This is a genomic window from Mesorhizobium sp. CAU 1741, from assembly GCF_039839275.1.
Classification (GTDB): domain Bacteria; phylum Pseudomonadota; class Alphaproteobacteria; order Rhizobiales; family Rhizobiaceae; genus Aerobium.
Window position 1 is genome coordinate 55,418 of record NZ_JBDOQP010000004.1, and the last position, 23,453, is coordinate 78,870.

The following is a 23,453-nucleotide window of genomic DNA, read 5'->3' on the forward strand; positions in this document are numbered from 1 at the left end:
CTAGTACGTCCCCGGATAGCTGCCGCCGTCGATCAACAGGTTCTGGCCTGTGATGAAGCCGGCATGCACCGAGCACAGAAAGGCAAAGTAGGCGCCGATTTCCTCGGTGCGGCCATAGCGGCGCGCCGGGTTGGATTGCGCGCGCGCCTCCCATACCTCCTCGAAGCTCTTGCCCATGTCGTCCAGCATGCCGGCAATGTGTTCGCGCTGGGCGTCACTGTCGAAGATGCCCGGAAGAAGATTGTTGATGGTGACGTTCGAAGCCACCGTCTGCCGCGAGAGGCCCGCCACGAACCCGACGAGCCCGGACCGGGCTCCGTTGGACAGGCCGAGTTCCGGCTGCGCGATCTTCACGCTGCGTGAGGCGATATTGACGATGCGCCCGAAACCGCGCTCCATCATACCGTCGACCGTCGCTTTCATCATCTCGATCGGCGGAAGCATCATCAGGTCGATCGCTGCAATCCAGTCGTCCCTGGTCCAGTTTCGGAAATCTCCGGGGGCGGCGCCACCGGCATTGTTGAGCAGGATGTCGGGCGCCGGGCACGCGGCGAGGACCGCCGCACGGCCCTCGGCCGTCGTGACATCCGCCGCTATCGTGCAAACCTTCGCTCCGGTTGCCGCGCGGATTTCTTCCGCCGTGGCGTCCAGACGGTCGCGTCCGCGCGCGACGATCGTCACATCCGCACCTTCACGCGCGACAGCCATGGCGCATGCCTTGCCCATGCCCTTGCTCGCGCCGGTCAGAAGCGCCTTGCGTCCTTCGAGGCCGAGTTCCATCAGGCTGCTCCCTTCTCGATTCCGGCACCGCCGAACCGCGATACACGAACCAGCGTGCTCAGTGCCGCGCACGCCTGACCAAGCGCTGATGTCCGGCGATTGGCGGTCAGCACGTTCGGATTGCCGTTGCGCTCCAGCATGGGCGTGGCCTTGTCCGGTTCGAACCAGGCGCCCGTCGCCATGACCAGCACGCCGAGGCGTAAGTCACTGCTTACCGATGCGCGGGCAAGGCAGGCCCCGCGATCATTCTCGATCCGCACCATATCGCCATCCCTGATGGAGCGTGCGGCGGCATCGGCCTCGCTGATCGATACCGGTTCGACGTCATTGTTGGACTGCGTCTGGTAGAGCTGGCTGTGTAGCCGCTTGGCTGGCTGGTTAGTCACGAGATGCAACTGTCCATCCGTCGCCGCACCCAGCCATTCCAAGGGCTCGATCCATGCGGGATGAGGCGGACAGTCGCGATAGCCGAAGCCCGCGACGCGTTCGGAATAGATTTCGATGCGGCCCGATGGCGTGGCAAGCGGATTGCTGTGCGGATCGGCACGAAAGTCCTTCAGCATCACCTCGGGGCTTTCAGGTTCCGGCACCGCGAACATGCCGTCTTTCCAGAACCTGTCGAAGTCCGGCACCTCGACGTTCTCCGCCGCGCCGATGCGTTCCGTCTTAGCCCACAGCCTGCGCAGCCATCGAGGCTCGTCGAGACCGTTGGTGAAGGCATCGGCACAGCCTAATCGCGCAGCAAGGCTTCCGAAAATATCGAAGTCGTTTCGAGCCTCAGCGAGCGGTTCGATGAGCTGCGGCATGGCAAACACGTGCGGATCGCGCGACGAGCCGCCGATGTCGTTGCGCTCCGCCATGGTGGTGGCCGGCAATACGATGTCGGCACGCCGCGCCGTAGGTGTCCACCACGGCTCGTGCACGACGATGGCTTCGGGCCGTTGCCAGGCGCGTTCGAGCTGGAAAAGATCCTGCGCATGATGAAACGGATTCCCGCCCGCCCAGTAGACCATGCGCACGTCCGGCAGGGCGACACTGCGCCCGTTGAAATCCATTTCCTCTCCGGGCCGTGTGAAAGCGTCGATCACCGCCGCGACGGGGATCGCGCTCCTGGCGGGGTTTGGCAGCCCCTCCATCGCCGGTACGTATCCGCGACGCGCGGCTGCACCGACACCGTTCAGCGAGCCGTAACCGAAACAGAAACCGCCACCCGGCAGCCCGATCTGGCCGAGGATCGCGGCAAGCGCAATGAGCGCCCAGTACGGCTGCTCGCCATGGTCGGCGCGCTGCAGAGACCACGCCGCCGTCAACATCACCCGCCCCTGCCGGATAATGCTCCAGAGCATCTCCAGTTCGTTGACGGAAATACCTGCGATTGCAGCGGCCCATTCGAACGTCTTTTCGACCCCGTCAGTTTCTCCGGCCAGGTAGGCTGAAAACGCCTCATGGCCCTCGACGTAACGATCGAGAAATGCCGTGTCCGCCCTGCCCCGCGTGATCGCACGCCGGGCAAGCGCCAGCATCAGCGCCGTATCGGTATTGGGACGCGGTGAGATCAGTGTCGCGTCGACACCGGCAGGAACATCGTCGGCATTGGGAGAGACAATGACAAACTTCACGCCACGCGCGGCAGCCTGCTCGACGAAGCGCGGCATATGATGATTGCCTGCGCCGCCCGACGTGACCCGCCAGTTCTTCGGATTGAGGCCGCCGAAGGCGACCACGACATCCGTTTCCTGTGCGATCGTGCGCCAGTCAGTGGCGTCGGAAGATACGGCGTCTGCATTTCCGAGAACATGCGGCAGGATTGCGTGGGCAGCACCCCAGCTATAGTTGCCGACCTGGTCGGTGTAGCCGCCGGCCGCAGCCAGGAAGCGCCGCACCTGGGTTCTGGCGTGATGAAAGCGTCCTGCACTCGACCAGCCGTAGGACCCGCCGAAGACGGACGCGGGGCCATAAATATCCCGTACCCGCTCCAGTTGTGACGCAACCAGGTCGAGAGCGGTATCCCAGTCGACCGGCACCATCTCGTCGACGCCTCTGCCCCCGCCACCCGCCTTTTCACGATGACGCAGAAAGCGGGCGCGCACATGGGGTCGATCGATCCGCAACGGCGAATGGACGAGAGCCGGCAGGGCGCCAATCATGTCGGCGTCCGCGCCGCCGTCCCGCCAGGGACGGGCGGACACGAACCGTCCGTCCTCTATCGTCGCTTCGAACGCGCCCCAGTGACTGAGGCTTACGCGACGCTGCGCGGCCATCGTCTACTCGGCTGCGATCGCGGCCGGCTGGATGCGGAAGCCGTAGCGCTCTTCCAGGCCGAGATCACGCACGGCATCCAGGCCCACCTGGAGATGCTCGGCGGAAACCGGCTGGAGCGGCTTGCGCAGCGGGCCGGCCGGCAGGCCGATGGCGCGCATCAACGACTTGATCGCCACGGGATTGATGGCCGAATAGGCGAAGTGCAGCATCGGCAGGTTGGTCAACCATGCCTCGCGACAGGCGAACGCATCCTCGCCGCTCTCCCACTTCTTCGAGATGACGGCCATTTCCTGCGGGATGATGTTGCCCGTCATGTTTGCCGTGCCGTCACCGCCCAGCGCCATGGTCGGGATGACGAGGCCGAGGTTCGGCGAGCAGCAGCACATGATCGCCATGTCCGGCTTGGCGGCGCAGACCTGCGCCACCTGGCCCACACGCGTGGTCGACTCTTTCAGCACGACCATGTTTGGGTGCTTGGCGAGCTTGAGGATGTCGTTCCAGTGCAGGTCGGTCTTCACGCGCGGCGGGTTGTTGTAGAAGCCGATGGGAAAGTCCACCGCGTCACACACCTCCCATGCATAGTCGGTGATCGCGGCATTGTCGGCGCAGATATAGGCCGGCGCAGCGATGATCGCCCCGTCGCCACCTTCGGCCTTGGCATAGCGGACGTAGTCGATTGTGGTCTGCGTATTGTTGCCGGTGCAGCCGTAGTAGAACAGCATCTTGCCGGTCTTCATCTTAGCCGTGCGCGAGATGATGTCGCGGCGCTCTTCGGGTGACAGCATCGAGACTTCGCCCGTCGAGCCCATGATGAGCACGGCTTCCGTGCCATTCTGCTCATGCCAGTCGAGCAGCGTGCGAAAGCCTTCGTAGTCGATCGAGCCGTCGGCGTTCATCGGCGTGATCAGGGCGACGAAGGAGCCCTTTGGTTTGACGTGTGCCATTTCAACAACCTCTTTCTAGAAGAACTGTGGGGCAAACCACATTGGCAGCCCAAGGATGATCTGGGGAAACACCAGCGACAGGCAAGCGACCAGCACCGTCAATCCGCAGATCGGGAGAACCGCCAGCATCGCCTTTCCAAGCCGTACCTCGCCGATCTGCGAGGCGATGAGCAGGCAGATGCCATAGGGCGGCGTCACCAGCCCGACCGAAAGGACGATGGTGCTCAGCACGCCCATATGTACCGGGTTGTAGCCCGCCTGGTTGCCGAGCGCCTGGATGATCGGCAGGAAGATCAGCGTCGCCGAAATCGGATTGAGAACCGTTCCGACAAGCAGCAGAAAGCCGATCAGCATCAGCATGATGCCGTAGGGGTTCTGCGTCACGCCGGTGATGAAGTCGACGACGATCTGCGCCGCGCCGAGATAGGCGATCATCCAGCCGAAGATCGCAGCACCAGCGACCGTAAAGATCGGCACGGCGAAATCGATCGCGCCATCGGCGAGCATGCGCGGCAGAGCGCGCAGCGGGACATCACGGTAGAGCACGAAGGTCAGGAACAACGCCCAGCCGACAGCAAGGATCGAGCCCTCTGTCGGAGTGACGAAGCCGCCGACGATGCCACCGAGCACCAGCACCGGGATCATCAGCGGCGCCGCACCCCGCACCAGCGCGCCGCCAACCGAGCGGATGCCGGGAAACGGGTTGGCCGGGTAGCCGTGCTTCAGCGCCAAAACATAGGTGTATCCCATCATGAACAGGCCGATCAGCATGCCCGGCATGATGCCGCCGAGGAAGAGGGCGCCGATCGAGACGTTCCCGAACGCACCGTAGACGATCAGGATGATCGACGGCGGAATGATGACACCGAGGGTGGACGACGCGGCCGTCAAAGCCACTGCGAAAGCAGGGTCGTAGCCAGCCTTCTTCATCGCAGGGATGAGGATCGACCCGACGCTGGCGGTGTCCGCCGCAGCGGAACCGGACAGGCTGGCGAACACCATCGACACGAAGACGTTGACGTGACCGAGCCCACCGCGCACGTGGCCTACGGCACTGTCGGCGACACGCAGAAGGCGATGGGTGATCGAGCCCGCATTCAGCACGCGGCCAAGGAACATGAAGAAGGGCACGGCGAGCAGAGTGAAGCTGTCGATGCCGGAATACATCTGATTGACGACAGACGTCAGTGGCAGGCCTTCGGTGAGCATCACCAGCACGGAGGAGATGATCAGCGAGAAGCCGATGTTCACCCTCAGTGCAATGAGCACGAAGAAGGAGAGCAGAAGCAGGACAAGGGGGTTCATGCCTTTTGCGGCCTCGCTGTATCCCAGAGGGCTTCGATCAGGAAGAGCAGCATCAGCGCACCGCCGAGCGGTATGGGAATGAACATCCATCCGCGCGAAATGCCCAGCGACTCGACGGTCCCGGTCCAGCGTATCCGGGTCAAGGTCCAGCCGTGCAGCACGAGCACGTAAATGACGATCGCAGCCGCCACCAGCCCCACAATGCGCAGAGCGAAGTCGAGACGGGGGCTGTTTTCCGGCCAGATGTCGACCGTGTAATGCGCCCCTCGCCGGTATGCCACTGCCGCCCCGATGAAAACGATCCACGAAAACAGCAATTGGGCCAGGTCGAGGGTCCAGATGAACGGCAGGCCGAGCACGTTGCGCGCCGTGACCTGCAGCCCCACCGTGATGATAAGTGCACCGAAACCGATCCAAAGACCGGCTTCGGTAGCGCCCATGACGACATCATTGAAGCGTTTGAGCATGGTTTCGCCTGTCACGATCCGCGGCGGGCTGGTGTCAGTCCTGACGCATCAATTCGAATTCGGCGACGAGATCGAGGTCCGCGGCCAGCTTCGCCTGGATCGGCTCGGCAACGGCCATCAACGCTTCCTTATCCGGACGTGTGACCGTGACGTCGTGCTCGCTTTGCAGTGACTCCACCAGTTCGGCATCATATTCCTTGGCCTTTTCGAGGCCGTGGACATTCGCTTCCTCGGCGACTTCCTGGACAAGCGCCTGAAGGTCTTCCGGCAGCTTGTCCCAGGACACGGTCGACATCGACGTGTGGTTCACCTGGATCACATGTTCAGTCAGCGCGAGGTTGGGCGCTACTTCGTACAGCTTCGACCCGGCATAGCCCGGCAACGAGCTCTCCAATGCGTCCGCGATGCCGGTCTGCATCGCCGCATAGAGTTCGCCCCAGGCAACCGTCACCGGCAACATGCCGAAGGCGGACCAGGTCTCGGAGTCCATCGGTGAGGGCGGCGTGCGCATGCGCAGCCCTTCAAGATCGGCTGGCTCCTCGACCGCCACTTCGCGCGTGGACATGCTGCGCGCGCCGGATCCGCCAAGCGCCAGCAGCTTCATGCCGATGCCGCGTTCTTCGTAGACCGTCTCGAAGTGCTCATGGACCGGAGTTCCAGGGCCGACGCGCTCGAGCAGATTGTCCATGTCGGTAAACAGGTACGGCATGGTGAAGATCGAGAATTCGGGCACCTGCTGGGCGGCGTTGCTGGTGGTGCTGATCATCATGTCGATGGTGCCCAGCCCGACCTCGCTGATGACCGCCGGGTCCTGTCCGAGCTGGCCGGAATCGAAGATGCGGATCTCGATGCGCCCGTCGCTGCGCGCCTCGAGCTGCTCCTTGATGAAGGCAGCCATGTCATTGTAGGGGTGCGGCGACTGGACCAGCGTGTGGATACGCATGTTGAAGTCCGCCGCCATTGCGGTCGATCCCATCAGGATTGATCCGAACGCGGCAAGGGCAAGACCGGCTGCGCGGTTTCTAACGCTCATCGTGGCACTCCTTGGATGTCTGGTTGCACGGGTACGTTTTGTCGGCTTGATATCCGGCTCATCGTGTCCCCTGACCGGCAAATATCAAATACAATTTGGTTTCGGCTTCATCCGGATTCGTTATGGCCTCAGTCGCGAGGCCTCCCCGAAGGTTTCCAGTGTCTCGAAAAGATGGCCGCAGAAGGCGCTCGCGGCGCGTGAAAGCGGCGCCTCCGCCGACCGGAATACATGGAAGTCGAAGGGGATTTCGGGCTTGAACGGCACCAGCCGCAATTCGGCGCGGAAGGCACGCGGCGTCAGCGGATCGACGATGGCGATGCCAACGCCGGCGGCAGCCAGGCCGCAGGCAGTGTAGGATGGCTGGCTCTCCACAGCGATGTCGGGCTGGACGTTGGCTTCGGCGAATATCTGGGTGATGTAGCCCGCCACGATCGTGTGGTGCGCGAGCGCGACCAGCGGATATCCTGCCAGGTCGCGCGGGCCGATTTCGTCCCGCCCGCTCAGCGGATGGTCGGGCACCATCGCACACACGCACCGCGTCCGGTAGGACGCGATGATGTCGATGTCCTGGCGCTCGCCAACGGATTGGCCGATGCCGAGATCGACCTGGCGCGACGTGACGAGATCGACGATCCGGGCGGAATCGTGGACGTCATGGGTGATTTTGATGCCCTTGCCTTCGTCGAGCAGCCGCGCAATCGCCCGCGGCATGACCTCGAGGCTAACCATCGGCATTGCGGCGACGTGCAGGACGGCCCGCCGCAGGTCGCGGATCTCGCGCGCCACCTGGCGCATGCGTTCCAGCCCGTAGAACATGCGCTCCACTTCCTGCATGAGCTGGTCACCTTCCGCCGTAGGCTCGATCTTGCCGCCCTTGCGCAGGAAGACGGGAAACCCGACGCTGCGTTCAAGTTCGGCGATCAGCCGGCTGACGGCCGGTTGCGAGATGTTCAGCGCCTGCGAGGCGGCGGTGACCGAGCCGTGCCGCATGACGAGCTGGAATGCACGCAATTGTCTCTCGTTCACGTCCGTGCCCCTTCCGGCCAGCCCTCCCCGGCTGCTCCTCCAGCCTCCTGCTTCCTTAGACGCCAAGAGATAGCAGGTTTGAAGCGATGAATGACCCATCGCGGCGCCGGAAGCGGAATTTTTGTCCGGCAATGTGGTCGCCAGCATGGGAACACAGCCGTCGTCGTGCTCCGGCCACAGGAAGATCCTCGGGCTTCAGAAGTGCATGTTGCAGGTCAGACGCGCCTATCGTCCGACGGCGTAGGCCTGCATCAGGCGTGGCGTGGCGGCGGCGCGCAGGATGCCGTCCTCGTCACGCGCAGCCGCGACCATGCGGCCGATCGACCATTGCGGCTCGACGTCGACGCGGTGGCCCCGCGCCTTGAGGGCCTCGATCGTCTGCGTGCCGAACGTCTCCTCGACGGCGAGGTTTCCGGGCTTGCGATCGCGCGGGTAGAACGAATTCGGGAAATGCGCAGTGTGCGACATCGGCAGGTCGATGGCTTCCTGCAGGTTGAGACCGTGATGGACGTGGCGCAGGAAGAACTGCAGCTGCCACTGCTCCTGCTGGTCGCCGCCCGGCGTGCCGAAGACCATGTACGGGCGGCCGTCCTTCTCCGCGAGGCTCGGCGTCAGCGTCGTGCGCGGGCGCTTGCCCGGCGCGAGGCTGGCAGGCAGCCCCTCCTCGAGCCAGAACATCTGGGCGCGGGTGTTGAGCATGAAGCCGATCTCAGGGATGTAGGGCGAGGACTGGAACCACCCGCCCGACGGCATGGCCGCCACCATGTTGCCATGCCTGTCTATGGCATCGATATGCACGGTGTCGCCGCGCCGCGCCGAGCGCATGTCAGCCATGGTCGGCTCCATCGAGACGTCGCCCGCGCCCGCGACCTTCGACAGCCGTTCGAGTACGTCGTCCATGCGCGCGCATTGCCCCTCATAGCCGGGAATACGCCCGGGACGCAGGTCGAGCGACGCCATGTCACCGATCAACGCGCGGCGCTCGTCGTTGTATGCATCCGACAGCAGGGTCTGCATCGGCACGTCGATGAAGTTGGGATCGCTGTAGTAGTATTCGCGGTCGGCGAAGGCGAGTTTCATCGCCTCGGTCAGCGTGTGAACGAACTCCGGCCCGCTTGTGTCCATCGCGCCGATGTCGAACCCCTTGAGGAGCGCCAACGTCTGGAGGAAGACAGGCCCCTGCCCCCACGGGCCGATCTTGTTAACGCGATAGCCGTGGTACTCGTAACTCAGCGGCTCCTCATAGGTCGCCTGCCAGCCGGCCATGTCGTCGCCGGTGATGACGCCGCGATGGCGCGAGCCGCTCTCGTCCATCACCTCGTTGTCGCGCACGAAGCGGTCGATCGCCTCGGCCACAAAGCCCCTGTAGAACGCGTCGCGTGCACGATCGATCTGCCGTTCGCGGCTGCCGCCGCCGGCCTGCGATTCCGACACCACGCGTTTCCAGGTGTTCGCCAGCGCTTCGTTGCGAAACAGTTTCTTGGCCTCCGGAAGCCGGCCGCCGGGCGTGAAGAACGCCGCGGAGGTCGGCCACTCGCGGGTGAAGAAGTCCTTTAGCCCGGCGATGGTGTTGGCGACGCGCGGCAGCATCGGATGGCCGTTCTCGGCATAATGGATGGCCGGCGCCATCACCTCGGCGAGCGGCAGCGAGCCCTCGTCGCGAAGCAGTTGCATCCAGGCATCGAAGGAGCCAGGAACAACGGCCGGCAGCAGCCCGTTGCCGGGGATGAGCGACAGCCCTAGCGCCTTGTAGTGCTCGATGGTGGCGGCGGCCGGGGTCGTGCCCTGGCCGCAGAGCACCCGTGTCTTGCCCGTTCGCGCCGAGTGGAAGACGATCGGCACTTCGCCGCCGGGCCCGACGAGATGCGGCTCGACCACCTGCAGCACGAAGCCCGCTGCGACCGCGGCGTCGAAGGCATTGCCGCCGCGCTCCAGCATCGCCATGCCCGACTGCGAGGCGAGCCAGTGGGTCGACGTGACGACGCCGAACGTCCCCAAAATCTCCGGCCGTGTGGTGAACATGGGTCCTGCTCCGTGGTCTGGTCAGTTGTCGCGCGGGTCGAGCGCGTCGCGCAGCCCGTCGCCGAGAAGGTTGAAGCCGAGCACGACCAGGAAGATCGCGCCGCCCGGGAAGACCGACATCCACGGGGCCTGGGTCATGAAATTCTTGGCGGTGTTGAGCATCGAGCCCCAGGACGGATTGGGAGGCTGCTGGCCGAGCCCGAGGAAGGACAGGCTGGCCTCGGCGATGATCGCGGTGGCGATGGTGATCGTCGCCTGCACGACGATCGGCGGCAGCACGTTCGGGAAGATGTAGCGGATCATGATCAACACGTTGGGTAGGCCGATGGCGCGCGCGCCTTCGACATAGTCCTCCGTCTTCACTGCCAGCGTCTGGCCGCGTGTCAGGCGCACGAAGATCGGCGTGGCCGACAGGCCGATGGCGATCATCGCGTTGGTGAGGCTGGGCCCGAGAAAGGCGGCGAGCGCGATGGCCAGGATCAGGAACGGGATCGCCAGCAGCGCCTCGGTGACGCGCGAGATGATCGCGTCGACCCAGCCGCCGTAAAAGCCCGCGAGCAGCCCGAACGGCACGCCGACGAGCACGGCGATCGCGACCGACACGACACCTGCCATCAGCGAGGCGCGCGCGCCGTAGACCATGCGCGTGTAGATGTCGCGGCCAAGTTCGTCCGTGCCGAGCCAGAACTCGGCCGACGGCGGCTTGCGGATCGATGTGAAGGAGGTCGCGAAGGGGTCGTAAGGGGCCAGCAACGGCGCCAGCACGGCCATCAGCAGGAAGACGCTGACCAGAACGCCGCCGAACACCGCGCTGCGGTTGGAGAACAGCTTGGTTGCCGCACGTCCAAGCTTGCGGCGCGGTGCGATCGCTTCGGCCGATGCGCTCATTGCGGGTGCCTCAGACGCGGGTTGATGAAGATATAAAGAACGTCGGCGACGAGGTTCATGAAAATGAAGCCGACAGCGGTGCACAGGACCACGCCCTGCACGACGGCATAGTCGCGCGTGAAGACAGCATCCACGATAAGCTTGCCGAAGCCGGGAATGGTGAACACCTGCTCGGTAAGCACGGCACCGGCCAGAAGCTCGCCGAACAGCAACGTCGACAAGGTGACGATCGGCATCAGCGCGTTGCGCAGCGCGTGCTTGAGCACCACGGTCTTGGGCATCAGCCCCTTGGCCCGCGCGGTGCGGATATAGTCGGAGGTGAGAACGCCGAGCATCGCCGAGCGCGTGTGGCGCATCAGGTAGGCGGCGAGCCCGGTCGCCAGCACGAAGGACGGCATCAGCATTGTGCGCAGCGATTGCACCGGGTCCTCGCTCAGCGGCACGTAGCCGGAGGCCGGCAGCAGCCGCCACTGGACCGAGACGATCATGATCAGGATGATGCCGAGCCAGAAATTGGGGATCGACATGCCAGACAGCGCCACCGCGTTGGCGGCATAGTCGGTCACCGTGCCCTTGCGCACCGCCGAGACGATGCCCGCCGGAATGCCGATCAGCATCGCCATGATGATCGCCATAACCGCGAGTTGCAGGGTAACGGGCAGCTTCTGCGCGATCAGCGTCGAGACCGGAACGCCGGTGCGAAGCGAATTGCCGAAATCGCCGGTGAGCACGTTGCCGAGCCAAGCGACGTACTGGACGTGGAACGGATCGTCGAGCCGGTATTTCTCGCGCAGATAGGCAAGCACCTGCGGGTCGCGTTCCTCCCCGGCCATGGTTAGCAGCGGATCGCCGGGCAGGATTTTCTGCAGCCCGAACACGATCAGCGTGACGAGGACCAGCGTCGGTATCGCGACGAGCACGCGCCTGGCAATGATCTTCAACATCTGGCTTCGCTCATGGTTGATACGGCGGCGGCGGATCGCTCCGCCGCCGCCCGCGTGTCGCTATTCTGTAACGCTGACGCCCTTCAGGCGCAGCATGCCGTCCGGATAGGCCTGGAACCCTTCGACCTTCGCGGAAAGGACAAACGGCCATGGCTGGTGATAGACGTAGATCAGCGGCAGCTCGTCCTGCAGTATCGCCTGCGCCTGGTCGTAGATCGGCTTGCGCGCTTCCGTGTCGGGCGTCTGCCGCGCCTCGTTGAGCAGGCGGTCAACCTCCTCATTGCAGTAGTTCGAGTCATTGAGGGCGCCCTCGCAGGTGACGAACTGGTGCAGGTTGCCGTCCGGGTCGACGCGGCCCGACCAGCCGATCTGCGCCGCCTGGTAGTTGCCCGCCTGCATTTCCTGCTGCATCGCTGCGAACTCGGTCGGCTGCAGGCTGATGTCGAAGCCGGCTTCGGCCGCCATCGCTTGGATCAGCTCGTTGATTGCGGTCGCGGTGGTGTTGTTGCCGAAGGACAGCTCGAATGCCACGCGCTCGTGGCCGGCCTCGGCCAGCAGTGCCTTGGCTGCCTCAACGTCCCTTGTCACCAGCGGATAGTCGTCGCTGTTGTAGGGGCTGGCTGGCGGGAAGGGCTGCTGCGCGGGCTCGAACAGGCCGTTGCCGACGACGTCGTTGATGATGTCGCGCCCGATGGCAAGTTGAAGCGCCTGGCGTACGCGCTTGTCGGTGCCGAGCGGGTTGTCACCGTCGCCCTCACCGCTGGTGTTGATGGTGATGCCCTGGTAGCCGAGACCGGCGATCGTCTCGAACTGCAGTTCCGCGTCATCGCGGACCGAGGCGGCATCCGAGGGATTGAGCCGCTCCAGCATGTCGAGGTCGCCGGCACGCAGATTGGCGAGCCGTACGGTGGAATCCGGGATCGGCTGGAAGATGATGCGGTCGAAATGATAGTCGTCGGCGTCCGGATGGTCGGCGAACTTTTCCAGAATGATGCGGTCGTTCTGGACACGGCTGACGAACTTGTAGGGACCGGAGCAGACCGGGTTGGTGCCGATGTCGGTCTCGAAGCTGGCAGGCGACAGAAGCATGCCCGCGCGGTCCGAAAGCTGGGCGAGCAGCGTCGCGTCCGGCTGGGCGAGCGTCAGCACGACAGTCGTCGCATCGGGCGCCTCGACGCTGGTGACGGAGGCGAGCTCGCTCTTGCGCAGGCTGTCCGGAAGGGTCCGAGCACGCTCGAGATTGGCGGCAACGGCGGCCGCGTCGACCTTGGTGCCGTCATGGAACACCATGTCCTCGCGGATGGTGAAGGTCAGCTGCGTGTTGTCGTCGTTCCAGCTCCATTCGCTCGCGGCGCGCGGCACGAAGTTGAGGTCGGCATCGACGTCGATCAGCTTTTCGCACAGCGACTGGTAGACGAGGCGGCCGACGAAGGTGCGCGACTTGTGGGGGTCGAGCACGTCGGGGTCCTCCTGGAGCCCGATGCGGAAATCCTGCGCCGAGGCGGCGCCGGCGATGAAGGTCGTGGCAAGCAGCGTTGACAGTAGCAGTTTCATGGTCGTGTTCCCCTGTTGTGTTTTCGTTGGAGCATCGGGAGCCGGCGATGCCTGCCCCCGCGTTTCGTCACTCGCCCATCGTCACGCCGGCGAGCCGGATCATGCCGTCGGGATAGGCCGTGAACCCTTCGATCGATGCCTGATGCACGAACGGCCAGGGCAGATAGAAGAGGTAGATGATCGGCATCTCGTCGCGCAGGATCGCCTGCGCCTCGTCGTAGAGCGCCTTGCGCTCGGCGTCGCCGTTGATGGTGCGCGCCTCGTTGAGCAGCCGGTCGACTTCCTCGTTGCAGTACTTTGCGTCATTGAGGCTGCCTTCGCAGGTGACGTACTGGTGAATGTTGCCATCCGGATCGACACGGCCCGACCAGCCAGACTGCCCGACCTCGAAGTCGCCGGCCTTGAGTGCCGACTGCAGAGCGGCGAACTCGGTCGGCCGCAAGGTGATGTCGAAGCCTGCTTCGGCGCCCATCGCCTGCACGAGCTCCATGACCTGCTGCATGATGGTGTTGTTGCCGAAAGTCAGCTCGAAGGCGACGCGCTCGTGGCCCGCCTCGGCCAGCAATGCCTTGGCACGCTCAACGTCGCGGCCGTTGTTGCCGATCTCGGGATTGTAGGCGAAGCTCGCCGGCGGAAACGCCTGGTACGCAGGCTCGTAGGTGCCGGCGCCGACGACTTCGTTGATCACGTTGCGGTCTATCGCAAGGTCGAGCGCCTGGCGCACCCGCTTGTCCTGCCCGAGCGGCGTGTCGGCGCGCTCGCCGTTAGCCATGTTGACCTCGATCGCCTGAAAGCCGAGGCCGGTGACGGAGGCCAGCGTGATCGTGTCGTCGCTCTCCACGGTCTCGAGGTCCGACGGCGCGACGCGTTCGATGATGTCGACGTCGCCGGAGCGCAGGTTGGCCAGACGAACCGTCGCGTCCGGGATTGGCACGAAGGTGACGTTGTCGAAGGCGTAGGCGTCGGCGTTCCAGTATTCGGCGAACTTCTCCAGCACGATGCGGTCGTTCTGCACCCGCTCGACGAACTTGTAGGGGCCGGAGCAGACGGGGTTCTGGCCAGGATCGGCCTCGAAGGACGCCGGCGACATCAGCATTCCGGCGCGGTCGGTAAGCTGCGCGAGAAGGCCGGCATCGGGCTGCGACAGCGTGATCTCGATGGTGAGGTCGTCGACCACGGCGATATCGGAGATCGACGCGACTTCGCTCTTGCGCAGGCTTTCCTCATCGGTGCGGGCGCGGTCGAGATTCGCCTTCACAGCCTCCGCATCGATCGGCGCACCGTCGTGGAAGGTGGCGCCTTCGCGCAGCGACATGGTCAGCACGGTGTTGTCGTCGTTCCATGACCATTCGGTGGCGATCTGCGGCACGATCGCCAGCTTGTCGTCGATGTCGACGAGCTTGTCGCACAGCGAGGTAAAGACGATGCGGCCGACGAATGTGCGCGCGCGGTGTGGATCGAGCACGTCAGGATCGTCCTGCAGCGCGATCGTCAGATCGGCCGCCGATGCCGCGCTCGCCATCAGCATCGCGCCGAGGGTCATTGTCACCAATCTTTTCATGTCTGGCCTCCTGTATGGTTGTTTTCGGGTCGCTGGTCTTCCGCCTCGCGCCGCGCCTGGTATGCGCGGTAGAGGTCGAGGCGGCGGTTCAATACGCTGTCCAACGCCGTTTCATGGGCGCTCGATGCGTCGGGCTCCACGATCTCGCGCCAGTAGTGGCACGACACGCTGCGGCCGGGGCCGGCCTCTTCCAGCACCGGCTTTTCAACCTCGCAGCGCGGGCGCGCATGCGGGCAGCGAGTATGGAACAGGCAGCCGGACGGCAGGTCGGTCGGGCTCGGCACGTCACCCTGCAACAGCTTCGGCTCGGTCCGGTCCCTCGGGTCAGGCTTGGGAATGGCGCCCAGCAGCGCCTGCGTATAGGGATGCAGCGGCGTCTCGTAGAGTGGGTCGACCGGTGAAAGCTCGACGATCTCGCCGAGATACATCACCGCCACGCGGTCGCTCATGTGGCGGATGACGGCAAGGTCGTGGGCGACGATGACCAGCGTCAGGCCGAAGCGGTCCTTCAGCTCCTCAAGAAGGTTGATCACCTGCGCCTGGATCGAGACGTCGAGCGCCGACACCGGCTCGTCGCCGATGATCAGCTTCGGCTCGCCCGCAAGCGCGCGGGCGATACCGATGCGCTGGCGCTGGCCGCCCGAGAACTCGTGCGGATAGCGCTCGGCATATTCCGGCCGCAGTCCGACGATGCCGAGCAGCTCCGCCACCCGCGCCCGAACGGCAGCGCCGCGCGCCAGGCCATGCAGCCGGATCGGCTCGGCGATGATGTCGCCCACCGTCATGCGTGGGTTGAGCGAGGCGAACGGGTCCTGGAAGATGATCTGCAGGTCGCGGCGCAACCGCCGCATCTCGCGGTCCGGCAGGGCGGTGATCGATTGCCCTTCGTATAGGACGTCACCTTCGCTGGGCTCGATGAGACGCAGCAGCAGGCGGCCGAGGGTCGACTTGCCGCAACCGGATTCGCCGACGATGGCGAAAGTCTCGCCGCGACGGATCTGCAGCGACACGTCGTTGACCGCATGCACCGTCGGCGACGCTTCGAAGAGGCCGCGGCGACCGCCGAAGCGCTTGATCAGCCCCCTCGCCTCGAGGATGGGCATGTCGACGCCGGTCGAATTCATTGCCGCGCCTCCATCGTCTGTTCGATCGGCGCATACCAGCACGCTGCCTCGTGGCCGTCGCCGAACGAGACCGTCGGCGGCACCTCGTCGTGGCAGCGCCGGTCGGCGAACGGACAGCGCGGGGCAAAACGACAGCCCTTGGGCATCAGTTCGAGCGGCGGCACCGCACCCTTGATGGTGGCGAGACGGCCTTGCCTCCGGCCAAGCGACGGCACTGAGCCGAACAGGCCGATCGTATAGGGATGCTGCGGATCGGCGAAGATCGCCTCGACCGGCCCGCTTTCGACGATTCGGCCGGCATACATGACGGCGACGTCGTCGGCCACTTCCGCCACGACGCCGAGATCATGCGTGATCAGGATCATCGCGGTTCCCGTCTCGTCCTGGATCTGGCGCACCAGCGCCAGGATCTGCGCCTGGATCGTCACGTCGAGCGCCGTCGTCGGCTCGTCGGCGATCAGCAGCCTGGGCCGGTTCGCCAGCGCCATGGCGATCATCACCCGCTGGCGCATGCCGCCTGAAAGCTGGTGAGGGTAGGCGTCGAGCCGCTTGGCGGGCGCGGGGATGCGCACGAACTCCAGCATCTCCAGCGCCTGCGCCCGCGCCTCGGCCCGCGAGACGTCGCGATGCCGGATGATGCCCTCGGCGATCTGGTGGCCGATGGTGAAGGCGGGATTGAGCGAGGTCATCGGCTCCTGGAAGATCATCGCGATCTCATTGCCGCGCAGGTCGGCACGCGCGCGCTCGGGCATCGAGAACAGATCGCGATCGCCGAACCGCGCCGTTCCCGAGACGATGCGGGCCGGCGGCGACGGCAGCAGCCCCATCAGCGCCAGCGACGTGACGCTCTTGCCGCAGCCGGATTCGCCGACGATGCACAGCGTCTTGCCAGGGGCCACCGAAAACGAGACGCCTTCGACGAGATTGGTCTCGGCGTCGGCCTTGAACGTCAGCGAGAAATCGCTCACCGAAAGAACCGGCTGACCCGCTGCCTGCGGGGCTGCAGAAGAGCCGGTGGATACGGGTTCGGTTCGGTTCATGCTCGCGTCCTCACCGCTTCGCGCGCCGGCGCGGCCTCGTCCATGCCGTCCGGCAGATGGTCCTCGGCATCGCCGAGCACGATCGACTGCAGGTTGACGTTGATGCCGTTGAGATGGCGGCGCATCGCCCGCTCGGCGCCCGGCGCGTCGCGACCGGCGATCGCCTCGACGATCGCCTCGTGCTCGCGAAACGAGATGTCGCGGCTCTCGTCGCTGCGGGCGCGGGCACGAAGCCGCCGCCAGTCGGGCTCGCGGCGGATCGTCTGCAGCACGTCGAACAGCGACAGCAGCAGGCCATTGCCTGCACATTCGGCGATGCGGCGGTGAAGGGCGCTGTCCCACAGCTCCCAGCCGTCATTGTCGTGCGCCGACGACGTCTTCTGGGCGAGGCGGCGCAGTGCCTCGATGTCGTCGGGCGAACAGCGCAGCGCCGCCATGCGGGCCAGCGCCGGTTCGAGTTGCAGCCTTGCCTCCATCACCTCTAGCGGATTGGTCCGGTCGGCGAGATTGCCCATCAGCAATGGCTGGATTGCGGGACGACGTCCGATGAAGGTTCCCTTGCCCTGCTGCCTCCAGACCACACCTTCGGCCTCGAGCACTTCCATGGCGCGGCGCACCGCGCGGCGGCCGAGCCCCATGGACAGCGCCAGTTCGCGCTCGGGCGGCAAACGCCACTCCGCGTCGTCCCGGTGCTCGCGCACCAGCTGGCGCAGCCGCTCCAGCGCGATGGAAGAGTTCGAGGTCGCCCGTTCCGGCTGCAAGTATCTCTCCGCGAGGAACCATTGAAAGAATTGGTTCCCTCAATTCATCCCGTCGATCCACCACGCTGTCAAGCAAAACCCCGCGAATATGCACATTCGCGGGGCTGGACTGGAACGAGCGCCGGAGAACCGGGCGGGGTCGTCGTACTAGGCGGTGAACCGGTCGAGCGCGTTTCGCGTGATCTGCTCGGTGAACGGGTCGCTGCGGGTCAGGCCCATGATCCACTCGCAGCTTCCCGCCGTCAGAACTTCGCCCTTGCCGCGCTTCATCCCGACGACCATTCCCGATCCGTACTGGAAATTGCGCCGTGCGACGGAGGTCTCTTCTGCGGCGAGTTCGGCAAGCCCGTTGAGGTCGCCGTCACGGACGTAGTAGCGCACGCCCTCGCCCTCGTGCTCGTATTCGAACAGCACGGCGGGGCTCATGGCCAGGATATCGATCTCGTCCGGCACGCCGGCCGCCTCCACCGGATAGGGCAGGCCCTGCCGGAAGGTGTAGTCGAGGCCGTCGACCTCATAGCCGAAGATGCCTGCTTCCGCGCCGAAGACGTCGGCATAGCGCAGGTCGGTGCCAGAAAACGCCCAGTGCTCGGGCCGGTAGACGGTGAAACCGCGCGAGCCGCGCGGCGCAAAGCCGCCCCAGCTTCCATACATGCCGTGGCAGCCATTGACACCGACCGTAGACGCGCCCGGCCAACTGACACCGCCGCTCTCCCACGATGCGGTGAGAAGATGCTTGCGCTCGGGATCGTCGCGGACCGGGTCCATCGTCGGCGCCTTGAACTTCCAGCAATGCTGCTGACGGCCTTCGTCCTCCAGCCTGATCTGCCACAGGAAGTTGCCGCCGAAGCGCGAGAAACCGCCGCCGCGCTCGACGAATGTCTCGACCGTCTTGCGCATGTCCCACGACCAGTATTCGTCATGGCCGACGGTGACGAGACAGGAATAGTCGTCGAGAATTTCGGGACGGTAATGCAGGTCGGTCTGGGTGATGATGTCGAACTCGTAGCCCTCGCGCTCTGCCCAGACCGCGAAATGCCGGTCGAACTGCGCCCAGCCGGCGGCGGCGTAATACTGGCCCCAGCCGCCGGAATAGCCCCACTCCTTGGACGGGAAGCGCGGCGCATCGTTCATGTCCGGCAGCGGCGCGACGGTGATGCGGGCAGCGCCCTTGGGCAACCACACCATGCCGCGCGTCCAGGGTCGCTGCAGCGAGAGGATCGGCGAACCCTCGTTCTTGTTGGGGCCCCATGTGCCGAAATAGTGGTTGGCGCCACCCCAGTCGTTATAAGCCGTCCAGGTGCCGGTCGCGAGCATGAACAGGATGCGGCCCTTGCGGGTGGCCGCCGTCGGCCGCACCACGACGAAATGATGCTGGACGAAGCGCTCGCCGCTCTTGCGCATGCAGGTCGACACGACGCGGTAGAACCCTGAACGCTGGTCCTTCGGGATCTGCCAGCGATGCAGAACCGGCCAGTCGCAACCATCCATGTAGGCGGTTTCCGAAGTCTTCGTGAAACTGCCGGGCAGGCCGAATGTCTCATGCACCATCTCGGGGCGGAAGCCGTCGCGGTAGATCTGGATGGACCATTCGTCCGCCGTGGTGGAGCCGTGAAACTCGACCGTTTCGCCCGGGTCGTACGACATCCTGTCGGTGTAGACGAAAACCTCGGCGAGTTCGGGGTCCTCGCGCGGAAACTGGAAGCGGTAGTCGGACAGGAAGTGCTCGTCCGCATAGCCCTTGCGCACGGCCCAGGGCTTAATCGCGTGCGGGCCGATTTCCGGAAAACTGAAAGGTTTCTTGGTCATGATGCGTCGGTCACTCCTAGCGCGACGGGTGGAGGGGAAATGCGCGGCACGGCGTCCATGCGGGACGGCGAGGCTTCCATGTCTGCCAGCCGGCGCAGCAGATTGCGTCCGCCTTCGATGAGGTCCAGCCGCACGGCCATACGAAGCGCGTAGGCCTCGCGGTTCTTCAGCGCACGCAGGATCGCTTCGTGCTGGTGGCCGTCGGGATAGTGCGGCAGGGCATCGGGGTAGAGTTCTGACAGCATTGGACCGACACGCAGCCACAGCCGCTCCAGCACCTGCAGCAGCGCAGGCATCGCGGCGTGCTCGAACATCGTGAAATGGAAGGCGCGGTTGGCCTCGAGCGCCGTGGCCCAATCGCGCCGGCGCTCCGCGTCGACCAGCGCCCTATGGAATGCTTCGAGCCTTTCGAGGTCGCCGCCACGCATATTGGACATGGCGCGTTCGGCCGCCATCGGCTCGAGTTCGAGCCTGATGTCGCGGATGTCCTTGTAGTCCGCCAGCGACAGCCTGCGCACGCGGATGTAGAAGCGCGGCTTGATCTCGATCGCCCCGTCGCGCGCCAGTTGCAGGAGCGCCTCGCGCACCGGCGTTTCCGACGTCCCCATGCTCCGTGCCAGGTCACGCGTCTTCAGCCGTTGATGCGGCAGAAGCTCCGCCCTCATCAGCGCGAGGCGAAGCCGCGAATAGACCTCTTCGGCAAGCAAGGGCTGCCTCCTCCCTCGTGAGATCCGTGCCGGACAGTCAGCGGGCCGATCGTCTTCCCCGCCTGTCCTTAACGGCACGTCTGGATATATCAGGCACGTGGATTCCGCCTCTGTCAAGCGCATCAAAAGCGGCTTAGTGATATGCAATTCGAGAAACTCTGCTATTTCCACAACCAGCGGCTGCGCGATATGAGCACAGCTATCGTATCTGCGGCACGGGAATACCGGCGCTATTCCGCACAACTCCGGCACTTGGTGGCATTCTCGGTTGTCGATCGATGGGCCTGTCGCTTCACAGATTCCCGAAGCAACTGCGCGACTTTGCATGGCAATGCCCAAAGATAATCAAATTACTTGAGCTTTCTGATATATCGTGTACCGTCCATGGATAGCGCGGCAGGCGCTCTCATCGACAAGGACGACGACACGGAGTTTCCCTCATGCCTCGAGAAGCCTCGCCGCAGACGAATGGCGCCTCGATCGACATCCGGGCGCTGGAAAAGCGGTTCGGCAATGTGAGGGCCGTCGACGACGTATCGCTGACGATCGACGCCGGAGAATTCGTCGCGCTGCTGGGCCCGAGCGGGTCGGGCAAGTCGACGGTGCTGATGAGCATTGCCGGCTTCGAGCGCCCAAGCGCGGGCCACATCATCATCGATGGCGAGGACTGCACGCGGCTTCCGCCGCACAAGCGCAACATCGGAATGGTGTTCCAGCACTACACGCTGTTTCCCCATCTCAGCGTCGCCGACAATGTCGCCTTCCCGCTGAAGATGCGTGGTGTGCCCAAGGCAGAGCGCCGGCGGCAGGCCGAGGCGGCATTGGAGACGGTGCGCCTCGCCGGCTATGGCGACCGCATGCCCAAGCAGCTTTCCGGCGGCCAGCAGCAGCGCGTCGCGCTGGCGCGCGCCATCGTCTATCGCCCCCGCGTGCTGCTCATGGACGAGCCGCTGTCGGCGCTCGACAAGAATCTGCGCGAGGAAATGCAGCTCGAAATCAAGCGGCTGCATTCGGAACTCGGCCTCACCGTGGTCTTCGTCACCCACGACCAGGGCGAGGCGCTGACCATGGCGGACCGGATTGCCATCCTCAAGGCCGGCAAGCTGCAGCAGGTCTCGCCGGCGCGCGAACTCTACGAGCGGCCGTCCAACCTGTTCTCCGCCGGCTTCATCGGCGAAATGAACATGCTGCCGGTGGACTGGGACGGCAACCGCGCCCGCCTCGTCGAAGGCGAGGAGATTGTCCTGCCCGACGAAGCGCGGCTCGCCCCGGTCAAGCCCGGCCGTGCCGTGCTGGCGGTACGGCCGGAGCGGATGTCCTACACGCAGGCGGGGACCGCCGGCACATGGGCCGCCACGGTGCGCGACGTCGTCTATGCCGGCGCCGGCACGCTGCTGATCACCACGCTCGCCGATGGCACCGAAGTGCGCCTGCGTATTCCCAGTGCAGGGCTACAGCCCGTCAGCCCCGGCGACCGCGTCGGCCTGTCATGCCCGCCCGACGCGCTGCTTCTGTACCCGCAGGGCGACGCCTGATGTCGGCGCCCGGCTTCTTCGAGGCAGACGGACGCACCATGTCGCGCGGCACGGTGCTTATGCTGATGGGGCCGTTCTTCGCGCTCGTCATCTTCGTCTTTCTCTACCCGCTCGGCAATCTGCTCTCGATCTCCGTGCTCGAGCCGCAACCGACGCTGGAACACTATCAGCGGGTGGTGGAGAACCCGGTCTATGGTAGGGTGCTTTTCCGCACGCTGCAGATCGCGCTGCTCGTCGGCGTGCTGTCTCTTGCCCTGTCCTTGCCCGTCGCGGTGCTGATGGCCAATTCGCGCGGCCCCAAGGCGGTGTTTCTCACCGCCTGCATCCTGCTGCCGTTCTGGTCCTCGGTGCTGGTGCGCACCGCCGCCTGGGCGATCCTGCTGCAGCGCAACGGCATCATCAATCAGTCGCTGCAGTTCGTCGGCATCACCGACGAGCCGATGACGCTGCTCTATACGCAAGGCGCCGTCGTTATCGCCATGACCCATGTGCTGATGCCGTTCATGGTGCTGCCGATCTACGGCGCGCTGCGCAACATCCCCGCCGACTATGGCCGGGCGGCCGCCATCTGCGGCGCCGGGCCGCTGCGCAGCTTCTGGGAGGTGACGCTGCCGCTGGCCATGCCCGGCATCCTCGGCGGCTTCATCCTCGTCTTCCTCACCGCGCTCGGCTACTTCATCACCCCGGCCCTGCTCGGCTCGCCGCAGGAGATAATGATCGCCACGCTGATCTCGCAGCAGATGCGCGAAAATCTCGACTGGCCGTTTGCGGCAGCCCTGGTCGGCGTCCTCACCCTTATCGTCACCGTCATCACCCTCGCCTTCTCCAAGGTCTTCCGCTTCGACCGGATGATGGGAGGCCGCGCATGAACCCGCGATCGCTGCTTCTCAACGCCTATGTCTACGCGGTGCTGGTGTTCATCCTGTTGCCGATCCTCGTCATCCTGCCGATGTCGATCAGCGAATCGAACTACCTCACCTTCCCGCCGGAAGGGTTCACGCTGAGCTGGTTCCAGGCCTATTTCGGCGACGAACGCTGGATGGAGGCGACCTGGTTCAGCGTCCGCATCGCGGTGCTGACGGCGATTGCCACGGCCGTGATCGGCACCATGGCGACCTATGCGCTGGTGCGGGGCGCGGGCAGCATGGGCACGCTGTTCCAGGCGCTGCTGATCGGGCCGATCGTGGTACCGCATATCGCGCTGGCCGTCGCGCTCTACCTGTTCTTCCAGAGCACCGGGCTCTCGGGCACTACACTCGGCTATGTCATGGCCCATTCGCTGATCGCCATGCCGTTTACGGTCTTTACCGTGGCGGCAGCGCTGTCGAGCGTCGACCCGGCGCTGGAAGATGCTGCGATGAGCTGCGGCGCCTCGCGCTTCACCGCCTTTCGCCTCATCACCTTGCCGATGATCATGCCGAACGTGGTGTCGGGCGGCCTGTTCGCCTTCATCATCTCCTTCGACGAACCGGTGATCGCGTTCTTTCTCGCCGGCATCCGCGACAAGACGCTGCCGCGCATGATGTTCGACGACATCGAGCAGAACCTGACGCCGGTGATACCGGCGATCGCGGTGCTGCTGACTTTATTGTCCATCGCCGTGCTCATCGGCGCCGGCCTGCTGAAGCGCATGGCTGACAGGCGGGCGGCGGGGGTCCAGGAATCCTGATGCAAAACAGGGGAACTCAGCA

Annotated in this window: 20 protein-coding genes; 3 read left to right on the plus strand and 17 right to left on the minus strand. The window is 64.9% G+C overall.

What is annotated here, in order from left to right; all coding sequences use genetic code 11:
- The 17 genes from AAFN84_RS16785 to AAFN84_RS16865 form a co-directional block, all read right to left on the minus strand.
- Complete coding sequence (locus tag AAFN84_RS16785; RefSeq protein WP_347515781.1) at nt 1-780, minus strand: SDR family oxidoreductase; 780 nt, start codon at nt 778-780, stop codon at nt 1-3.
- Nucleotides 780-3,041, minus strand: a complete 2,262-nt coding sequence (locus AAFN84_RS16790) for a molybdopterin-dependent oxidoreductase (protein WP_347515782.1) — start codon at nt 3,039-3,041, stop codon at nt 780-782. Before AAFN84_RS16790 ends, AAFN84_RS16785 begins: the two co-directional genes overlap by 1 nt.
- A 3-nt stretch (nt 3,042-3,044) precedes the next feature.
- The gene (locus AAFN84_RS16795) at nt 3,045-3,986 is read right to left on the minus strand and encodes a dihydrodipicolinate synthase family protein (RefSeq protein ID WP_347515783.1); all 942 of its coding nucleotides are present in this window, start codon (nt 3,984-3,986) and stop codon (nt 3,045-3,047) included.
- A 15-nt stretch (nt 3,987-4,001) separates the two neighbouring features.
- Nucleotides 4,002-5,291, minus strand: a complete 1,290-nt coding sequence (locus AAFN84_RS16800; RefSeq protein WP_347515784.1) for a TRAP transporter large permease — start codon at nt 5,289-5,291, stop codon at nt 4,002-4,004.
- The gene (locus AAFN84_RS16805) at nt 5,288-5,758 is read right to left on the minus strand and encodes a TRAP transporter small permease (protein ID WP_347515785.1); all 471 of its coding nucleotides are present in this window, start codon (nt 5,756-5,758) and stop codon (nt 5,288-5,290) included. Before AAFN84_RS16805 ends, AAFN84_RS16800 begins: the two co-directional genes overlap by 4 nt.
- Before the next feature lie 34 nt (nt 5,759-5,792).
- Entirely contained in the window at nt 5,793-6,791 is a 999-nt protein-coding gene (locus AAFN84_RS16810; RefSeq protein WP_347515786.1) for a TRAP transporter substrate-binding protein, read from the minus strand.
- A 120-nt stretch (nt 6,792-6,911) separates the two neighbouring features.
- On the minus strand, nt 6,912-7,817 hold the full coding sequence (locus AAFN84_RS16815; RefSeq protein ID WP_347515788.1) for a LysR family transcriptional regulator: 906 nt from the start codon (nt 7,815-7,817) through the stop codon (nt 6,912-6,914).
- A 225-nt stretch (nt 7,818-8,042) separates the two neighbouring features.
- The gene (locus AAFN84_RS16820; protein ID WP_347515789.1) at nt 8,043-9,839 is read right to left on the minus strand and encodes a gamma-glutamyltransferase family protein; all 1,797 of its coding nucleotides are present in this window, start codon (nt 9,837-9,839) and stop codon (nt 8,043-8,045) included.
- A gap of 21 nt (nt 9,840-9,860) precedes the next feature.
- A complete protein-coding gene (locus AAFN84_RS16825; RefSeq protein ID WP_347515790.1) occupies nt 9,861-10,727 on the minus strand; it encodes an ABC transporter permease in 867 nt (288 codons plus the stop codon).
- Nucleotides 10,724-11,671, minus strand: a complete 948-nt coding sequence (locus AAFN84_RS16830; RefSeq protein WP_347515791.1) for an ABC transporter permease — start codon at nt 11,669-11,671, stop codon at nt 10,724-10,726. The genes AAFN84_RS16825 and AAFN84_RS16830 overlap by 4 nt, the downstream gene beginning before the upstream one ends.
- 60 nt (nt 11,672-11,731) lie before the next feature.
- Nucleotides 11,732-13,225, minus strand: a complete 1,494-nt coding sequence (locus AAFN84_RS16835) for an ABC transporter substrate-binding protein (RefSeq protein ID WP_347515793.1) — start codon at nt 13,223-13,225, stop codon at nt 11,732-11,734.
- 67 nt (nt 13,226-13,292) lie between these two features.
- Nucleotides 13,293-14,786, minus strand: a complete 1,494-nt coding sequence (locus AAFN84_RS16840) for an ABC transporter substrate-binding protein (RefSeq protein ID WP_347515794.1) — start codon at nt 14,784-14,786, stop codon at nt 13,293-13,295.
- The gene (locus tag AAFN84_RS16845) at nt 14,783-15,910 is read right to left on the minus strand and encodes an oligopeptide/dipeptide ABC transporter ATP-binding protein (protein ID WP_347515795.1); all 1,128 of its coding nucleotides are present in this window, start codon (nt 15,908-15,910) and stop codon (nt 14,783-14,785) included. The genes AAFN84_RS16840 and AAFN84_RS16845 overlap by 4 nt, the downstream gene beginning before the upstream one ends.
- The gene (locus AAFN84_RS16850) at nt 15,907-16,950 is read right to left on the minus strand and encodes an ABC transporter ATP-binding protein (protein WP_347515796.1); all 1,044 of its coding nucleotides are present in this window, start codon (nt 16,948-16,950) and stop codon (nt 15,907-15,909) included. The genes AAFN84_RS16845 and AAFN84_RS16850 overlap by 4 nt, the downstream gene beginning before the upstream one ends.
- Nucleotides 16,947-17,711 carry an FCD domain-containing protein gene (locus AAFN84_RS16855; protein WP_347515797.1) on the minus strand — a complete coding sequence of 255 codons (765 nt, stop codon included), beginning with the start codon at nt 17,709-17,711 and terminating at the stop codon, nt 16,947-16,949. Before AAFN84_RS16855 ends, AAFN84_RS16850 begins: the two co-directional genes overlap by 4 nt.
- Before the next feature lie 147 nt (nt 17,712-17,858).
- Nucleotides 17,859-19,520 (minus strand): N,N-dimethylformamidase beta subunit family domain-containing protein, encoded by a 1,662-nt coding sequence (locus AAFN84_RS16860; protein ID WP_347515798.1) that lies wholly within the window; start codon nt 19,518-19,520, stop codon nt 17,859-17,861.
- Complete coding sequence (locus AAFN84_RS16865; RefSeq protein ID WP_347515799.1) at nt 19,517-20,227, minus strand: GntR family transcriptional regulator; 711 nt, start codon at nt 20,225-20,227, stop codon at nt 19,517-19,519. The genes AAFN84_RS16860 and AAFN84_RS16865 overlap by 4 nt, the downstream gene beginning before the upstream one ends.
- Before the next feature lie 440 nt (nt 20,228-20,667).
- Here AAFN84_RS16865 and AAFN84_RS16870 point away from each other — a divergent pair, with 440 nt between their 5' ends.
- The 3 genes from AAFN84_RS16870 to AAFN84_RS16880 are packed head-to-tail and all read left to right on the plus strand — an operon-like array spanning nt 20,668 to nt 23,431.
- A complete protein-coding gene (locus AAFN84_RS16870; RefSeq protein ID WP_347515800.1) occupies nt 20,668-21,762 on the plus strand; it encodes an ABC transporter ATP-binding protein in 1,095 nt (364 codons plus the stop codon).
- A complete protein-coding gene (locus tag AAFN84_RS16875) occupies nt 21,762-22,631 on the plus strand; it encodes an ABC transporter permease (protein WP_347515801.1) in 870 nt (289 codons plus the stop codon). The genes AAFN84_RS16870 and AAFN84_RS16875 overlap by 1 nt, the downstream gene beginning before the upstream one ends.
- Nucleotides 22,628-23,431, plus strand: coding sequence for an ABC transporter permease (locus tag AAFN84_RS16880; protein WP_347515802.1), 804 nt, complete (start codon nt 22,628-22,630; stop codon nt 23,429-23,431). Before AAFN84_RS16875 ends, AAFN84_RS16880 begins: the two co-directional genes overlap by 4 nt.
- Nucleotides 23,432-23,453 lie beyond the last annotated feature (22 nt).